Below are 16,021 nucleotides of genomic sequence, written 5' to 3'. Positions count from 1 at the left end.
GTATGTGATCCTCATCAGCCCATAGCAGGGATCAGATATTGCTCCACTAGTCCCCGTGGATTCTTCCACTGCCTGACTTTAGTCTCTGCGGTGAAGATCACAGCAGCATCCAGACTCGGCAGCAGCAGAATCTGCTGTCCGCCATGGCCGTGCGCAAGCTTAAAGGGTTGTCCGCTCATCGTCCCGTTCCAGAACTGGTACCCATAGTCACCGAAGGAGGGATAGCCGGATGTCTGAGGTTCGAGAGCTTCCTGTAACCATGCCTGGGGGACGATCTCTTCACCAGCCCAGAGACCAACGCTCAGGAGGCAGATGGCTGTCTTGGCCATATCCCTGGCGGTCAGGAACAGGCCGATATGGCTCATGCTATGTCCTTCAGGGCTTGAAGTCCAGGCAACATGAGTAATTCCCAAAGGAGTGAGTAAATGCTGTCTGGCATAACTGAAGGCATCTATGCCTGTAGACTCTGAGAGCATCATAGAGATCAGATGGGTATCGGTACTGCGATACTGAAAGGTCCCGATACTGCCAGGAAGAATCGGCAGACTTAGGGCAAAGGTTCCCCAGCGGCGGCTGTTGTGGAACTTGCGAATGAGTGGCTCCCCTAGTTTCTTTCCCGTGATCCAACTGAAGCCGGCGGTCATGGTCAACAAATGGCGGAGGGTGAGCTCTTCGAGCTGGGGCGAAGTCTGGGAGGGAACATGACGATGCAGCACTTCGCAGACCGGGGTTTCAACACAAGGTATGTCCCCGCGCTTGATTGCAATCCCTGTTATTAGAGAGACGAAGCTTTTGGTGGCTGAACGCAGATCATTTAGCGACCCGGCTTGATAATCGCCATAATAACGCTCAAAGATGAGCTTTCCTTGGCGTACTAATAGCATACTGTGCATTTTGGGATAGCTCTGCAGGATGGTCTGATGTGCTTGCTCCAACAGGAAGCTGTCAGTGTTTGTGTCTTCAGGGAGTGCTGTTTCGATGAAGGAGACGGGGCTATGGGGGGAATGAAGTAAATTCAATGGCTGATTCATCATAGGGGCCCCCTTTTCTTGATTCGGACAGGCATGCTAGCCGAGTTGAAATATGAGTGTATTTTACCCGGAATCCGAAAAGCTCACCCCAATTACATATCATAAAATAAAAATATTTCCCATAAGCACATTTTACATGGAAAGGTGGAAGTTGCGCCGGAATATGATACAATATAACGATAAGGCCCGAAAGGAGTGATTCAGTAAGTGGCTCTTCGGGTAATTAAAGTGTCGAGGTGCTTTCATTACAGGCATCTCAAGCTCTCAGCCCAAATCACGACGAACCTGCTTCTCCTGCAAGATGATGTATCCACTTCAATAAGTTATTGGAGCAGCGTCAAGCGGATAGTGCGAGCTACGTATGTGTAACGGATACTGACTTGCATTTCGGAGTTACGGCGGACTTTTCATCATGCATTCTCTACAACGGAGCATTCATTTTCAATGTTTTGGGAGGGAACTGATCATGGCAAGTAAAGGTCATAACGAAGTTAAGGAAAGTCTACGGGAAATGACACGTATTTTCCGGCCCAAAGATCCCAAGAAATTCGTAAAGGAGTACGTCCGAAAGTATCGGATCACGGGAGGCTATGAAGAAGAGCTGACCATGGTCGTAGAGCATGAACTGGTAAAGATGAATTCATCCGTCTCCTAAATACAAGAGAGGATCATCACCCAGACGTTCTTACGACAACATTCTGAGTAACTACATCCATGAGGATTCTCATAAACCGTGTCCGGCGGCGTGCCGCTTCAGGAAGCGGTTTTTTTTGCGTTCCAACACTGGTGAAAAGTGGAAGAAAATCCGTTGAAAGCAAGCCACGCAATGAATATACGAATTTTTCATTAAACAATCAGAGCTGTGAATTAGTCAAATGAATTAATAGACACATTTTTAAATGCAATCGCTTTCATTATAAAATCATATTTGTATGCGTTTTCATAAAACGTTATTAAATTCAGTAATGACAAGCTTTTTGGCCTTCTGAAAAGACTTTGTGAACTAGCTGTGAACGATTGACAAAACACACCCTTAAACTTATATTAATAGTGATTGTTATAATTGACAGGGAAAATACGGTAAATTATGAAATCGGGAAAAGCGGGGTAGATCTATGATGAAAACGTGGCAAGCTGTAAGGCGACTCCTTCCCATGATCGCAGTTTTTGGACTCATTCTTCTTACCGGTTGCGGACGCGCGGACTTGTCGGCACTCAGGCCGCAGGGACCGGCGGCAGAAACCTCGTACGGACTCATGAAACTGTCGATTACCATTATGGTTATCGTGCTGCTGATTGTCTTCTCCATCGCGGCATTTGTGATGATCCGGTTCCGCAGAAAGCCGGGACAGAGCGAGATTCCTGAACAGGTGGAGGGCAGCATCAAGCTGGAGATTCTATGGACCGTGATTCCGCTGATTTTAGTAGTTGTTCTGGCGGTTCCAACGGTAAAAGCGGTGTTTGCTGCCGGTAATGATCATTGGAATGACAAAAATGCAATTAAAGTAAAGGTAACAGGTCACCAATACTGGTGGGAGTTTGAGTACCCTGATTACGGCATAACTACGGCGCAGGATCTGGTGATTCCTAAGGGAAAGGATATCGCCTTTGAACTGAAGACTGCCGATGTAATACACTCCTTCTGGGTGCCATCGCTCTCTGGTAAGCTGGATACGAACCCGGCGGGTACCATTAACCGCTTCAGCTTCAGTGCGCCAAATGAAGGCGTTTACCGAGGCAAGTGCGCAGAGCTGTGCGGACCTTCTCACGGCCTGATGGAATTTAAGGTCAAGTCCGTCAGTGAAGAAGCATTTCAGAAATGGGTCGACGGTATGAAGAAACCGGCAGCGGTGCTTCTGGAAGATCCGGCCCTGGCCAAGACCTTCAAGGACCAATGTCTGAAATGCCATGCGGTAGGTGATCAGGGGATATCCGTTGGACCGAACCTGACGGGGATTGGCTCACGGGAGGCTATAGCCGGAATCTTGATCAATGATGATTCAGGAGTAGAGGGTGCTTCTGTTGAGGAGAACTTAAAGACCTGGCTGCATGATCCTAAGAGCGTGAAGCCGAACAATCTGATGCCAAGCCCCAAGGATTTGGGACTGACCGATGAAGAGATTGACGGCATTGCCCATTACCTGGCTAATTACAAATTGAACTAGTCCTTTCAACCATTAAACCAAGCAGCAATTTTGAAAAGGGGGTACGAATCTTGGCTCAAGCAGCTCCTGTCCTGAACCATTCCAAGCCGTTGAAGCATGGTCACAACGTCAAACGGCACACCGGACTGATGGATTGGATCACCACCGTCGATCACAAGAAAATTGCAATTCTGTATTTATGGGCCGGAGGTTTGTTTTTTGGCATTGGCGGTCTGGAAGCGATCCTGATCCGAATTCAGCTTATCAAGCCGATGAATACCTTTCTGAACGCTCAGCTCTTCAATGAGTTGATTACGATGCACGGAACCACGATGATCTTCCTTGGCGTTATGCCGATTATCTTCGCCCTAATGAATGCGGTCATTCCGCTCCAGATCGGGGCACGCGACGTTGCTTTTCCTTTTCTTAATGCGCTTGGCTTTTGGACCTTCCTGTTCGGCGGCCTGCTGCTCAACCTCAGCTGGGTTATGGGTGGTGCACCTGATGCCGGCTGGACAGCCTACGCGCCATTGTCTACCAGCACTTACAGTACGACACACGGAGTAGACTTTTATACCATCGGCTTGCAGATCGCGGGCTTAGGTACCCTGATTGGGGGCATTAACTTTCTGGCAACCATTATCACAATGCGTGCGCCGGGGATGTCCTACATGCGGATGCCGATGTTCGCCTGGACCACATTTATTACTTCCGCTATTATTCTCTTCGCTTTTCCGGCCATTACGGTGGGCCTGGTACTACTGACCTTTGACCGAATCCTTGGAGCCAACTTCTTCGAGGTTGGTGCCGGCGGTAACCCCGTGCTTTGGCAGCATATCTTCTGGATTTTCGGACATCCCGAAGTGTATATCCTGATCCTGCCTGCGTTCGGGATCATCTCCGAGATTATTCCGACCTTCTCGCGCAAGCGTCTGTTCGGGTACAGCTCGATGGTCTTCGCTACGATCTTGATCGCTTTTCTCGGCTTCATGGTCTGGGCGCATCATATGTTCACTACGGGTCTTGGACCGGTCGCGAACGCGTTGTTCTCGGTTTCGACGATGCTTATTGCCGTACCTACCGGAATCAAAATCTTCAACTGGCTGTTCACGATGTGGGGTGGACAGGTGCGTTTTACCACGCCGAATCTGTTCGCAGCCGGTTTCATTCCAACCTTTACAATGGGTGGTGTCACCGGGGTCATGCTGGCCTCTGCACCAGCAGACTTTCAGTTCCATGACACGTATTTTGTCGTCGCCCACTTTCACTACGTTATCGTAGGCGGCCTGGTGCTTGGCCTATTCGGAGGGCTGCATTACTGGTGGCCGAAGATGTTCGGACGCATGCTGAGCGAGAAGCTCGGCAAGTGGACCTTCTGGACCTTCATCCTTGGGTTCCACATGACATTCTTTGTGCAGCATTTCCTTGGACTAATGGGTATGCAGCGTCGTGTCTTCACGTATCTGCCGAACCAGCAGTTTGATCTCCTGAACTTGATTAGTACGATCGGTGCGGGGCTGATGGGTGTGGGAACGATTATCTTCCTGACCAACGTATTCCTGACTTCCAGAAAGCCTGTGGGTGCGCTAGATGATCCTTGGGAAGACGGCCGGACATTGGAGTGGAGTATCCCTTCTCCTCCACCGGAGTATAACTTCAAGCAAACGCCGCTAGTGCGCGGCATTGATGCTCTCTGGAAAGAAAAAACAGCCGGAAATAAAGGGATGACGCCTGCGGAGCCAGTCGGTTCCATCCACATGCCTTCCGCTACGGCATTGCCGTTCGTCATGTCCGTGGGAATCTTTATAGCGGGACTTGGGTTTATGTTCAGCAGGGATGATTTCGGCAACGCGTTTATGAGCTTTATTTTCAATAATTACATTGTAACGGCAATCGGGCTTCTCATTACATTCGGGTCGATGGTGCTGCGTTCCGTGTTCGATGATCACGGCTGGCATATTGAACCTGAAGAGCTGGAAGAGGGGTGAGGATGGAATGACAACGGCACACGCAGAAGCAGCTAATGGCACGCTTCCACACGAACCGGAAAAAGCGACCCTGGAGGGACGTAATAAAGTTCTCGCCTTCTGGCTATTTCTGGGCGGGGAAGCGGTGCTCTTCGGCACCCTGTTCGCCACCTTCCTGGCCCTGCGTAATCAGACCAATGAAGGCCCGACGGCTAATGAACTATTTCATCTGCCATTGGTTGCAGCGGCAACCTTCATCCTGCTAGTGAGTAGTCTGACAAGTGTATTCGCTATCCAGGCGATGCACCGGAATCGTCCGGCTGTGCTACGAAATTGGCTGCTCATTACAGTCGTTCTGGGACTCGGCTTTCTGGGACTGGAAATCTATGAGTTCAGTGAGTATATAAGACATGAAGAATTCGGAATGACTACAAGCGCATTCAGCTCCGCGTTCTACACGCTAGTCGGGTTCCACGGCGCACACGTTGCCTTCGGGATTGTCTGGATCGGAATTCTGATCGCTCAGCTGTCTCGCAAGGGACTGAACGTTATCACTGCGCCGAAGATTTATGTCTCAGCCATGTACTGGCACTTTATCGACGTGGTCTGGGTATTCATCTTCACAGTGGTATACCTGCTTGGAAAGGTGGGCTAGATCATGACAACGGATCAACAAACACCACAAGGCGGAGTCAAGCACCGCTACCGGCATGAAGGACCGCAAAAGCATATTGTCGTATTCATCTTCTCGATTGTGCTGACCTTGATCGCTTTCGCTGCAGTTGCGGCAGGCGGAGTCAATGCATCGTTCGCGGTGATTCTGCTGTTGGTAATGGCTGTACTGCAAGTGTTTGTGCAGATGGGGTACTGGATGCACTTGAAGGATAAAGGGCATATGCTGCCCATCCTGTTCATGATCGGTGGATTTTTTGTAGCTGGTACTTGTATTATCATGTCACTCTACTGGGTATGGTGGGACTAAAGGTGATTTGCGGAAGAGGAGGGCAGTTCATGCCCCCTCTTTTTGGCATTATGGCTGCGTGAACAATCACCTTATACCCGCTTTCCTACCAAGGAGGCATAAATAAGAGATGCTGGGATTACAATATTTTAGCTTTGCCGATTTATGGAGCCCGTTATTTTTAGCGGGGATGCTGCTGGTTACAGCGGCCTATTTTGTGTTGATTGGACCGCTGTCGTCACGGTTCCCGGGTGCTGCACCAGTATCGTTCTTCCGCAGAACACTATTTGTGTGCGGGATGGTGGCGCTGTATTTGGCACAGGGGGGGCCGGTTAGCTTACTGGGGCACATCATGTTCTCTTTTCATATGCTGAGTATGGCCTTGTCCTATCTCGTCGCGGTGCCTCTGATTATGCTAGGTATTCCCGACTGGATTTGGCGTGCTGCCCTGAAGGTCAACCCTTTGCGGCGTTTGTCGTTTCTGGCTCATCCGGTAGTGGCGGCGCTGCTGTTTAACGGATTATTCTCGCTGTACCACGTGCCGGTGATTCATGATTATGTTATGCTGCATTTTACGGTTCACCGTCTCTATTATATGATTCTCTTTCTGACAGCTGCCTTGATGTGGTGGACGCTGATTAACCCGTTACCGGAACGTAAGATGGCCTCGGGACTCGGCAAGATCGGCTTTATCTTCCTCAACATGGTGTTGCTGACGCCGGCTTGTGGACTGATTATTTTTGCTGGCGAACCACTCTACGCTACCTACAGTGATCCTGATGCATGGGCCAAAGCTATGGGCTATTGTGTGTCTGGTGATCCTGCTGCGCTCTTGAAGGCATTTGGGGGTCCAACGTTCTTCGGGTGGCTGTCGCCAAAGGTGGATCAGCAGGTAGGAGGCATCGCGATGAAGTTCATTCAGGAATTTATTTTTGCCTCTATGCTTGCTTATGTGTTCTATCATTGGTATAAAAAAGAGAACGGGCAAGACGACAGGGAAGATTCCGGAGCCTCTTCCGGTCTGGAAGGTGTCGTTTGATCCGTGATAGCTGGGAATGCCAAGGGGGATAATCATGGATATTTTTACGCTGTTTCCAACGATCAGTACATCGTTCATCGTAATTAGTGCGGTGCTGGTGGCGATTGGCTGGGGACTCATCATTAAGGGCAAACGCGAGGCGCACAAGAACACGATGATTGCTGCCGCTGTCGCTGCTCTGCTGTTCTTTATCGTGTATGTATCAAGAACGCTGTTTGTGGGGAACACCTCATGGGGCGGACCGGACGAACTGAAGACCATTTATCAAGTATTTCTGATCTTCCATATTGTACTGGCCACTGTGGCTGCCGTATTCGGGTTAACTACGCTTACGCTAGGGTTCAAGGCAAAGTATGCCAAGCACCGCAAATGGGGCAGAGTGACCTCAATAATCTGGTTCATTACCGCCATTACAGGCGTAATGGTGTATGTGCTGTTGTACATGCTGTATCCGGGCGGACATACGAAGCCGGTATGGGAAGTCATTTTGGGCGCATAGACGCCAGCGGAACAGGCCTAGTGGATTTGTATGTCTCCTGCCCGGAAGCATGCAGCCACAGGCCTGTTTTTTATCAGGAAAGTGAGGAATATGTATACTCTTTGTGTGACCGCTTTCCTGCCGGGAAGTCTCTGCTATACCGACAACTGCAGATCTGTGAGCAGCAGAAACTGATCTACGATCTGACTGTCAAACTGTGTGCCGGCGTGAGCGCGGAGTTCATCCTTGGCCTGCTGGATGGAGGTTCGTTCCCGATATGGGCGGAAGGATTGCATGGCGTCATAGGCGTCAATGACAGAACAGACCCGAGCAAGAAAGGGGATGTCCTCTCCCTTCAGTCCGTAGGGATAACCCGTGCCATCCCATCGTTCATGGTGATAGCGGATTACGTCGTTTACTTCGCTGTCTATACCTGGGAAATCTTTGGCAAGCTCGGCTCCGAGCAACGGGTGCAGCTTCAAGATATTCCACTGTTCCTCCGTTAATGGCTCTTGCTGGTCAAGAATCTCCACGGGAATGAGAGACTTGCCGATGTCGTGCAGAAAGCATCCTCGTACAAGAATGTTTTTCTCTTTCTCTATTAGTTTCATGGAGCCTGCCAGTTCCTCTGCCATCATGGCTACTCTAATGGAGTGCCTGTGCGTTTCCGGGTGTTTGTCCCGCAGAAAATTCATCCAAACGCTCACATGGGCCTCTTCCGTTAGAGCAATGTGCACCTTTTTGACTAGTGCGGCTAATTCCCCCAACCTATTCTCCCTCCTCAATCTCTTGGCAAAACCCTCACCTGATCAAGCAGTAAGCGTGCAGACTGTACGAAAATAGAAGAAAGACAGCAGAAAAATGTCGTACAATATGACTTATGCGACATTTTTAGTGCCAAATACAGGTCTGTTTCGCATTTATGCATACACACAATACTATGTAAGTATTATAGGTCATTTGTATATTACTGTATAGTTATTATAAGAGAATTATTCTATTTTTTGTCTAAATTTGTCGTAATCTATAACATCTCGCAGACAATGCTTTATTAGATAATGAAAGTGCGGACCGGACACAGAAGTGTCTGGTTTTTTGTATGGTCATGGAGATTGGCTGTGAATTATTTAGAATTAAATATTGACTATGGAAAATAAAGGACATATACTGTGTATATAGATATATACAGTAAGCACAGGTAATGCAGTGCAGAACTCATTGCTTTTCAAATTGAGATGCTAAAGCGAGGTAACTGGTTATGAAGACATTCAAGCAGTCTTGGTTCATTATTCGGGGTGACTTTCGCGGGGCTAAGTATAAGATCGTATTCACGGCAGTGTTTTCGCTTCTTTTTATGGGATATTTGGGCGGGTTGACGGCGCTAATTGTGAATGACTCACTGGGTGGGAAGGATCGGGATGTCCTAGCTGATTTCTTGCTGCTGACGATGGTTCCGATGTTAGGGTTCACTTATTCCCGCAGGGCTTTGAAATATTGGAGTGAGGATTCCTACACCAAGATGCTCATGTATCTCAAGAGTCTCCCTATTCCGATGGAGGTTATTGTGAGCAAAAGAAAGCTCCAGTCCTTCCTGTCATTCGGCATAAATGGCATCCTGTACTTTGGACTAATCTATGCCATTGGTGAACATGTTCAAGCGAACTTGAACGGGATCGAATATCTTTCCTTCGCCTTCACTTGGATTGGTTATGGACTGATGATTGCCGGCGTGTATATCTTCATTGAGCTCTTGTTCAGCGGCAAAGCCTACGGCTGGTTTACAATGCTCATCATGGGGCTCTCACTGGCGACAGCGGTGATCGTCAGGCTATCGGGTGGTAACCTGCTTTTCTTTACCGTAGAAAGCTCGAAGGAATGGGGACTGCTATCTCCGGTGATGTGGGGGATGCTGCTGGTGGGTCTAATCGCCCTACAAGTAATCTCTAAATGGACACTACACCGACTGAAAAGACGGAACTTCATATGATGAGGCTAAAATTGCAAGGAAGCATTCCAGCATGCTGGAATGAAAAGCGGGGTGTGAAACGTGTGGATACCGGTGCAGATTGACGAGAACAGCGCAGAGCCGCTGTATCACCAGATAGAGACACAGCTGCGGTCGCTGATTATCAGCGGTGTTATCGCAGAGGGAACATTGCTTCCCTCGATACGTGAATTTGCCGGAGATCTGAAATGTAGTGTCATTACAGTTCGGAGGGTTTATCAGGACTTGGAAAATGAAGGACTGCTGCGGACGCGGCAGGGCACAGGAACCTTCGTTTCTAATGTCGGGGAAGGCGCACGAGAGAATTATAAGCGAGATGCGGTGACAAAAGCGTTGGAGACCGCGGTGGATGTTGCGCATTCGGTCCAATGCACGCGGGAAGAGCTTGTAGAGCTGTTTAAAGAAATCGTGGAGCGTAAATATAAAGGTCAGGAATGAAAGGTGGAGGTACTGTAATGGCGCAATTGGCAATCGAGCTGCGAAATGTAAGCAAAAAAAGGCGCAACAAAACGATTGGTCCACTTAATTTGGGCCTGCCGAAGGGGCATATCATTGCACTTGTCGGTCAAAATGGCTCCGGCAAAAGCACATTGCTGCAAATGCTCCTCCAGTTGACTCATCCCGAGGAGGGCGAAATTCTCTGGTTCGACAAAGCCCATAGCGAAGGCATCCCGATAGAGGTGCGACAGACTATGGCCTATGTGCCAGAGAACTCGCTTACCGAAGAGAATCACTGGAGTGCCGAGGAGGCTGCAGCCTTCCGCAGTCTCTGGTACCCGCAGTGGGATCAGCCTTACTTTCAGGAACTGATGCATACCTTTGAGGTTCCACGGAATATCAAGCTGGGCAAAATGTCCAAGGGGGAGCGCCGCAAGTTCGAGATTGCTGCAACTCTGGCTGCTAAGCCGCAGCTGTTGTTGCTCGATGAGCCCTCTTCCGGGCTGGACCCTTTTGCCTGGAAAGCTATGATAGAGGCCTTGCGCAAATATATGGATCAGCATGATGCGACCATCCTGATCTCCACCCACATCGTGGATGAGGTGAGAAGGCTGGCCGATTATATTGTGCTTATGCACAAGGGCCAACTGCTGGGCATGGCTGATAAAGACAGCCTGTTCGGGGCTTGGAGTGAGGTTTGGGTGAATGTGGCGGATCAGGAGGAGCTTGCCGAGCTTGCGACGGAACTTCCGGGTACACTGAACCACACAATGGATGGCAAAGGAGTGGCCTCGTTCGTTACCGGTCAATTTGAACAAATTGAGAAACGCTTGCACCATATGGGCGTAAAGGTAGTTAAAAGCCGCGTGTTGGAGCTGGATGAGATTTTGGGCTTATGGACACAGGGATATCGTCCAATTCTGGTTGATGACAAGAAAGGGGACTGAAGATGGAAGCTTTGAAGCTGGAGCAAGTAGTGAAGCAGTATGGAGAGAAAACCGCTGTAAATCAAATTAGCCTGAAGGTAAGTGAAGGGGAGATTTATGGATTGCTTGGTGCCAATGGTGCAGGCAAGACAACAACCATGCGCATGGTGCTGGGTTTGATTTATCCCGATGAAGGCAAGATTCTCTACAATGGAAAAACATTTAACAGTGAACTTCAGCGCATCATGGGATATTTGCCGGAGGAGCGTGGATTATATCCAAAGGTAAAGATTAGTGATCAGATTACTTATTTGGCCCAGCTTCGTGGCATGTCAAGGAGCGAGGCTGACAAGAGCTTGCGTTATTGGCTGGACCGCTTCGAAGTTCCTGAGTACTACAACAAGAAGATTGAAGAGCTTTCCAAAGGAAATCAGCAAAAGATGGGCTTTATCGCCGCAGTTGTCCATAAACCTCAAATCCTCATTCTCGATGAGGCATTCAGCGGCCTGGATCCTGTAAATGTCGAACTGCTCAAGGACACAGTCAAGGAATTACGCGATCAGGGCACGAGTATTCTTTTCTCCACACACCGGATGGAACACGTCGAAGAGCTCTGCCGCAATATCACCATTCTCGATCGTTCTAATACCGTTGTGCAAGGTGAGATCCGTGAGATCAAGAAGGGGTATCCACGCGAGCAGGTGCTGCTTCGCACCCCTGGTGAAGTTTCCGGTCTGGAATCTATTGCAGGCGTAACAGCTGTGAAACGACAGGAACGGGGTTATTTGCTGACAATCAGCGAGATTGAAGCTGCACAGCGCATTTTGCAGCAGGCGATCGGACAGGGTGAAGTGGAGCATTTTGAAATCAAGGAACCGACATTAAACCAAATCTTTATCCGGGCGGTGGGTGAATCTCATGAATAAGATGGGGACAATTATCGGCTTTACCTTTAGGAATAAAGTAAGAACGAAATCATTCATGATTACTACGTTGATTATCGTATTGCTGCTCAGTATCGGGATGAACATCCCGTACATGATTAAAGTGTTCAAGGGTGATGATACCGCTAGTGGTACGGCAGGAAGTGCCGCAGTGATCGGACTTGTAGCCGACAGCGGAAATCCGGCAGCAGAACTGCTCAAGGCTTATAATCCTCCAGCAGGAATCCCGAAAATCACGCTGAATTCTTATGCCGCAAGTGATGATCCCGAGCTACAAAAGGCGCTGGATGATGAGAAGGTGCAGGGTTACCTCTCTCTGGGAACAGCATCCGCTTCAGGTCTACAGGAAGTGACTTACTTCAGCCGCGATGGCAAGCTTAAAGGGGAAGTGCAGTCCTATCTGCAAGGGGCATTGCAGCAGGTTAACGCACAGCTTATCGCCGGAGATAAGCTGACGCCAGAGCAGATTAGTGCGATGAATACGCCGGTAGCGATTGGTAACAAGCAGCTTAGCACTACAGGTGAGGTAGAAGCGGAACCATCTCATCCCGCTATCAATTACGTGATAGTATATGTGCTTTTAATTCTGTTCTTTATGTCGATTATGATGACAGGCAATATGATCGCAGCAGAAATTACTTCAGAGAAGAGCTCTCGTATTATGGAGATTCTGATCACAAGCGCTTCGCCACTGGCGCAGATGTTCGGTAAAGTTATCGGGATCTTCCTGGTTGGATTAACGCAAATTGTAATTATCGCTGCGGCAATTGCCGCCAACCTGAAACTGCCGCATAATGCGACAATTATGAGCGACTTTGACCTGAATTTCAGTCAGTTTAATATTGGTTTACTGACATATGGCATCATCTTGTATATCCTGGGATACTTCCTCTTCGCTCTTATGTACGCAGCCGTTGGCTCCATTGTCAGCCGTACTGAGGATCTCGGACAGGCGATTATGCCGATCATGATGCTGGGTTTTGCAGCTTTCTACATCCCGTTGTTCAGCATCGCTAGTCCAGATACCCTGCTGGTCAAGGTGGCAAGCTTTGTACCATTCACCTCTCCATTGACTCTGTTGCTGCGTATTGGTGTGGGTAGTATAGCTTTGTGGGAAATTATCGTCTCGCTGGCAATTCTCCTGGTAACGACGTTCTTCTTCGGCTGGCTCGCCGCGAAGATCTACCGCACCGGTGTCCTGATGTACGGTAAACGCCCGAGCATTAAGGAAATCAGAAAAGCAATGAAAGCTTACAAAATTTGATTTGGTTTCGCCCATATCCGAAAGGGGATTGATAATAATGAATGCAAAAAACGTTCAGAAGATCAATGAAGAGAAATACCAGATCGGTACGTTCCTGTTCTTTTCCGCTATGCTCTGTTTTTCCAGTGCTTGGTTGGACCCCAGTGATTCCGGGCTACGGCTTGGAATCAAGATCGGAATGGGAGTTTTGGGTGCAGTAGGCGCGGTATGGGGACTATACCAGTATGGGAAGCTGCGTCAGAAAGAGAAAAAATAATGATATGAAAAGAGAACAAAAAACCTTGTTGGCCGCTCATCCGGTCAACAAGGTTTTTTGCTGTGATTGCAGAGAGATTGATCTGCTATATTTCCATGCAGGTGTGAAATACAGCGTACAACCGCTGTATTCAATTAATCCTACGCCTTAATGATTTGTTTTCGGTAATCCTGCGGAACTAGGCCCATTTGTTTCCGGAAAATAAATGTGAAATAACTTGCGCTTTGAAAACCGCATGCAATGGAAATCTCACATATCGATCGTTTCGTTTCCATTAGCATTTCACAGCTTTTTTGGATGCGGTATCTTGTTAGGTACACGGTTGGAGTTTGGCCAACGTATTTATTGAACAATGTACAGCAGCGGCTTCTACAAACAGCTCCTGCGGCTGCTATATCATCAAGAGTGATTTTATACTCATAGTTTTGATGGATGAAACTCGTCATCTGCTGGACATTTGTCCATATTTGCACATCCTCAGAATGCCCCGATTTTTGCTGCACCTGATCTCCAATGCAAGCGCATAGTGCTAAAGCCCGTGATATTAACCGAAGTGGATTGGGCGAGTGAGACTTGTGCATTTCCTCATAAATCTCTTGTAAGGACGTTAGTACTTCTCGGTGCCACTCTATCTGATTAGTAAGTAAGATAAAGTCTTCCATCATGGCGCCGAACTTGTCCTCCCAGTACGTTTTTGCCAGAGATGAACCTTCGCCAAGAAGTGAGGGATGAATCACGACGACGATGAATGAGCAATCGGTCTGATCGTGAGAAAAACCAAAATGCAAACGAGTACTATTCACGAAAATCCCATTTCCTTGATCAATACGTATGGTATGTCCGTTAACAAAATAGTCCATTGATCCTTCGAGAACGTAAATGAACTCCACGTCCAGATGCCAATGAGCTGTAGCCGCATAATTGTGAAACTGATCCAAACTTCCTTTTCGAATATATAAGGGCAAATCAGGGATATTATAATTCAAGCGTTCGGATAAATCGGAGAATATTTCTAATGGATTTTTCAAAATGAAGTACCCCTTTAAATTATATACGATTTTTATAGGATTATATTCGATATTGGTGGAAAAGGACAGTTCATTTATTCTATCTTGATAGTGTGAATCATTAAATGAGGGGGAAGGGTTGTGGAGTGAACGAAAACAAACAAATAACTACAACTGTGAATCGTTCTTTTAATCGTGAGCTGATGACTTTGGTCATTCCCATTGCATTGCAGAATCTAATTTCAGCAACGGTTGTATCAGCGGATATCGTCATGCTGGGTATGATTAGCCAATCTGCGATGTCGGCTGTATCCCTTGCAGGACAGATCACCTTTGTATTGACCTTGTTTTATATGGGGCTCTCTACAGGGGCTGGTATCCTGACTGCACAGTATTGGGGGAAGAAGGACCAACAAACCATACAGCGCATTCTAAGCATCGCATGCCTGTTCTCATTTATTATTTCTGTTTTGTTTTTTTCTGTTTCCTTTTTATATCCGGAGAGGCTAATGCGGATTTTTACAGATGATGGCGATTTGATTATGTATGGTGCGAGGTTTTTGCAATTAAATGCGTTCTCTTATCTTGCAATGGGCATCTCGCAGATGTATCTCAGTGTGATCAGGAGTATGGAAAATGCCAAACTTAGTGCCTGGATTAGTGCCGTATGCCTGATCTTAAACATCATCTTCAACGCCATTTGCATATTTGTATTCTTTCCGGGTGAGCCCGAACTGGCTATCACGGCAGTTGCTCTCGCTACAGTTACTGCGCGTTTCATTGAACTCGGTTGCTGTCTTGTTCATTCCTTTACGCGGGGCCCCATCCATTTCCGCATACCTGTACGCGATAGTATTCAACGAAAACTATTAAGGGATTTCTTCAAATATACCCTACCCGTGCTGGGCAATTATATCGTTTGGGGTGGAGCTTTGACTGCGACGGCAGCTATTATCGGTCATGTTAGTGCTGATATGGTGGCAGCAAATTCAGTGGCGTCGGTGGTTAAGAACCTGGCCGTTGTGCTATGTGGAGGTATTGCCAGCGGTGGGGCTGTGCTTATTGGGAAATATCTCGGGAATGGACAGATTGAGAAAGCGAAGCAGGCTGGTAAGAAGATGAATCTCTATGCGCTGATATTCGGTGTGCTGGCAGGTCTTACTATTTTGATGATAAAGCCGCTCGTTTTTTACATGGTGAATTTAAATGTAATTGCACAAAATCAACTGAATGGAATGCTGTATATCTGTGCTTATTACTGTATTGCAAAGTCCTTTAATTCAACTACCATTGCAGGTATATTCACCGCCGGAGGAGATTCCAAATTTGGTTTCTGGTGCGATACTGTCGTGATGTGGGGCATCATATTGCCACTCGCTTATCTTTCTGCCTTCGTCTGGCAAGTGTCTCCCCTTATGCTGTACTTCGTCATCAGCCTGGATGAGATCATTAAGCTGCCTGTGGCGTATATTCGATACCGCCAATACAAATGGCTAAACAATATTACAAGGGATTTTGCGGAAGTCGGATAAGCCCTCTGGGATCCATGGCATCTATAAGA

General features: G+C 47.8%; 17 protein-coding genes. 14 read left to right on the top strand and 3 right to left on the bottom strand.

The features are described 5' to 3' along the window. Nucleotides 1–14 precede the first annotated feature (14 nt). Nucleotides 15–1,034: a serine hydrolase domain-containing protein gene (locus HPT30_RS15410; RefSeq protein ID WP_246317121.1), complete on the bottom strand. Its 1,020-nt coding sequence runs from the start codon at nucleotides 1,032–1,034 to the stop codon at nucleotides 15–17. Nucleotides 1,035–1,497: 463 nt separating this feature from the next. Between HPT30_RS15410 and HPT30_RS15405 the strand changes: the two genes are divergently transcribed. The 7 genes from HPT30_RS15405 to HPT30_RS15375 all read left to right on the top strand — a co-directional run bounded on the left by HPT30_RS15405 (nucleotide 1,498) and on the right by HPT30_RS15375 (nucleotide 7,641). Then, nucleotides 1,498–1,686, top strand: coding sequence for a hypothetical protein (locus HPT30_RS15405; protein ID WP_042123803.1), 189 nt, complete (start codon nucleotides 1,498–1,500; stop codon nucleotides 1,684–1,686). A gap of 460 nt (nucleotides 1,687–2,146) precedes the next feature. Beyond that, on the top strand, nucleotides 2,147–3,196 hold the full coding sequence (gene coxB / locus HPT30_RS15400; RefSeq protein ID WP_175372231.1) for a cytochrome c oxidase subunit II: 1,050 nt from the start codon (nucleotides 2,147–2,149) through the stop codon (nucleotides 3,194–3,196). 128 nt (nucleotides 3,197–3,324) lie between these two features. Continuing rightward, the gene (ctaD, locus tag HPT30_RS15395; protein WP_175372271.1) at nucleotides 3,325–5,163 is read left to right on the top strand and encodes a cytochrome c oxidase subunit I; all 1,839 of its coding nucleotides are present in this window, start codon (nucleotides 3,325–3,327) and stop codon (nucleotides 5,161–5,163) included. A gap of 7 nt (nucleotides 5,164–5,170) precedes the next feature. After that, nucleotides 5,171–5,797 (top strand): cytochrome (ubi)quinol oxidase subunit III, encoded by a 627-nt coding sequence (locus tag HPT30_RS15390; RefSeq protein WP_175372230.1) that lies wholly within the window; start codon nucleotides 5,171–5,173, stop codon nucleotides 5,795–5,797. Between the two features lie 3 nt (nucleotides 5,798–5,800). Next, nucleotides 5,801–6,124, top strand: a complete 324-nt coding sequence (locus HPT30_RS15385; RefSeq protein WP_175372229.1) for a cytochrome C oxidase subunit IV family protein — start codon at nucleotides 5,801–5,803, stop codon at nucleotides 6,122–6,124. A gap of 109 nt (nucleotides 6,125–6,233) precedes the next feature. Further along, nucleotides 6,234–7,142 (top strand): cytochrome c oxidase assembly factor CtaG, encoded by a 909-nt coding sequence (gene ctaG, locus HPT30_RS15380; protein ID WP_175372228.1) that lies wholly within the window; start codon nucleotides 6,234–6,236, stop codon nucleotides 7,140–7,142. Nucleotides 7,143–7,176: 34 nt separating this feature from the next. After that, nucleotides 7,177–7,641, top strand: a complete 465-nt coding sequence (locus HPT30_RS15375; RefSeq protein ID WP_175372227.1) for a DUF420 domain-containing protein — start codon at nucleotides 7,177–7,179, stop codon at nucleotides 7,639–7,641. 134 nt (nucleotides 7,642–7,775) lie between these two features. Here HPT30_RS15375 and HPT30_RS15370 read toward each other — a convergent pair whose 3' ends face one another. Next, nucleotides 7,776–8,387, bottom strand: coding sequence for an HD-GYP domain-containing protein (locus HPT30_RS15370; protein ID WP_246317119.1), 612 nt, complete (start codon nucleotides 8,385–8,387; stop codon nucleotides 7,776–7,778). Nucleotides 8,388–8,878: 491 nt separating this feature from the next. Between HPT30_RS15370 and HPT30_RS15365 the strand changes: the two genes are divergently transcribed. From HPT30_RS15365 to HPT30_RS15340, 6 genes are read left to right on the top strand one after another with little or no spacing between them, the layout of a single operon-like run. Then, entirely contained in the window at nucleotides 8,879–9,607 is a 729-nt protein-coding gene (locus HPT30_RS15365) for an ABC-2 transporter permease (protein WP_175372226.1), read from the top strand. A gap of 60 nt (nucleotides 9,608–9,667) precedes the next feature. Further along, nucleotides 9,668–10,063 carry a GntR family transcriptional regulator gene (locus HPT30_RS15360; protein ID WP_175372225.1) on the top strand — a complete coding sequence of 132 codons (396 nt, stop codon included), beginning with the start codon at nucleotides 9,668–9,670 and terminating at the stop codon, nucleotides 10,061–10,063. A gap of 17 nt (nucleotides 10,064–10,080) precedes the next feature. After that, nucleotides 10,081–11,010: an ATP-binding cassette domain-containing protein gene (locus tag HPT30_RS15355; protein ID WP_175372224.1), complete on the top strand. Its 930-nt coding sequence runs from the start codon at nucleotides 10,081–10,083 to the stop codon at nucleotides 11,008–11,010. 2 nt (nucleotides 11,011–11,012) lie between these two features. After that, on the top strand, nucleotides 11,013–11,915 hold the full coding sequence (locus HPT30_RS15350; RefSeq protein ID WP_175372223.1) for an ABC transporter ATP-binding protein: 903 nt from the start codon (nucleotides 11,013–11,015) through the stop codon (nucleotides 11,913–11,915). Beyond that, complete coding sequence (locus HPT30_RS15345; RefSeq protein ID WP_175372222.1) at nucleotides 11,908–13,197, top strand: ABC transporter permease; 1,290 nt, start codon at nucleotides 11,908–11,910, stop codon at nucleotides 13,195–13,197. The genes HPT30_RS15350 and HPT30_RS15345 overlap by 8 nt, the downstream gene beginning before the upstream one ends. Before the next feature lie 37 nt (nucleotides 13,198–13,234). Continuing rightward, the gene (locus tag HPT30_RS15340) at nucleotides 13,235–13,453 is read left to right on the top strand and encodes a hypothetical protein (protein ID WP_175372221.1); all 219 of its coding nucleotides are present in this window, start codon (nucleotides 13,235–13,237) and stop codon (nucleotides 13,451–13,453) included. Nucleotides 13,454–13,593: 140 nt separating this feature from the next. On the opposite strand, the gene HPT30_RS15335 is transcribed toward HPT30_RS15340, so the two are convergent. Next, on the bottom strand, nucleotides 13,594–14,481 hold the full coding sequence (locus tag HPT30_RS15335) for a helix-turn-helix domain-containing protein (protein ID WP_175372220.1): 888 nt from the start codon (nucleotides 14,479–14,481) through the stop codon (nucleotides 13,594–13,596). 125 nt (nucleotides 14,482–14,606) lie between these two features. On the opposite strand from HPT30_RS15335, the gene HPT30_RS15330 reads away from it, so the two are divergent. Beyond that, the gene (locus HPT30_RS15330; protein ID WP_312876340.1) at nucleotides 14,607–15,992 is read left to right on the top strand and encodes an MATE family efflux transporter; all 1,386 of its coding nucleotides are present in this window, start codon (nucleotides 14,607–14,609) and stop codon (nucleotides 15,990–15,992) included. The last annotated feature ends 29 nt before the right edge of the window (nucleotides 15,993–16,021 follow it).

The organism is Paenibacillus agri (genome assembly GCF_013359945.1).
In the GTDB taxonomy this organism is placed as follows: domain Bacteria; phylum Bacillota; class Bacilli; order Paenibacillales; family Paenibacillaceae; genus Paenibacillus_AQ; species Paenibacillus_AQ agri.
This window is presented reverse-complemented; position numbering and strand designations above follow the sequence as displayed.

What these genes read in the sequence shown, in the direction of transcription:
- HPT30_RS15410 (WP_246317121.1), bottom strand. Translation starts at nt 1,034, where the DNA reads ATGATGAATCAGCCATTGAATTTACTTCATTCCCCCCATAGCCCCGTC.
- HPT30_RS15405 (WP_042123803.1), top strand. Translation starts at nt 1,498, where the DNA reads ATGGCAAGTAAAGGTCATAACGAAGTTAAGGAAAGTCTACGGGAAATG.
- coxB (WP_175372231.1), top strand. Translation starts at nt 2,147, where the DNA reads ATGATGAAAACGTGGCAAGCTGTAAGGCGACTCCTTCCCATGATCGCA.
- ctaD (WP_175372271.1), top strand. Translation starts at nt 3,325, where the DNA reads ATGGATTGGATCACCACCGTCGATCACAAGAAAATTGCAATTCTGTAT.
- HPT30_RS15390 (WP_175372230.1), top strand. Translation starts at nt 5,171, where the DNA reads ATGACAACGGCACACGCAGAAGCAGCTAATGGCACGCTTCCACACGAA.
- HPT30_RS15385 (WP_175372229.1), top strand. Translation starts at nt 5,801, where the DNA reads ATGACAACGGATCAACAAACACCACAAGGCGGAGTCAAGCACCGCTAC.
- ctaG (WP_175372228.1), top strand. Translation starts at nt 6,234, where the DNA reads ATGCTGGGATTACAATATTTTAGCTTTGCCGATTTATGGAGCCCGTTA.
- HPT30_RS15375 (WP_175372227.1), top strand. Translation starts at nt 7,177, where the DNA reads ATGGATATTTTTACGCTGTTTCCAACGATCAGTACATCGTTCATCGTA.
- HPT30_RS15365 (WP_175372226.1), top strand. Translation starts at nt 8,879, where the DNA reads ATGAAGACATTCAAGCAGTCTTGGTTCATTATTCGGGGTGACTTTCGC.
- HPT30_RS15355 (WP_175372224.1), top strand. Translation starts at nt 10,081, where the DNA reads ATGGCGCAATTGGCAATCGAGCTGCGAAATGTAAGCAAAAAAAGGCGC.
- HPT30_RS15350 (WP_175372223.1), top strand. Translation starts at nt 11,013, where the DNA reads ATGGAAGCTTTGAAGCTGGAGCAAGTAGTGAAGCAGTATGGAGAGAAA.
- HPT30_RS15345 (WP_175372222.1), top strand. Translation starts at nt 11,908, where the DNA reads ATGAATAAGATGGGGACAATTATCGGCTTTACCTTTAGGAATAAAGTA.
- HPT30_RS15340 (WP_175372221.1), top strand. Translation starts at nt 13,235, where the DNA reads ATGAATGCAAAAAACGTTCAGAAGATCAATGAAGAGAAATACCAGATC.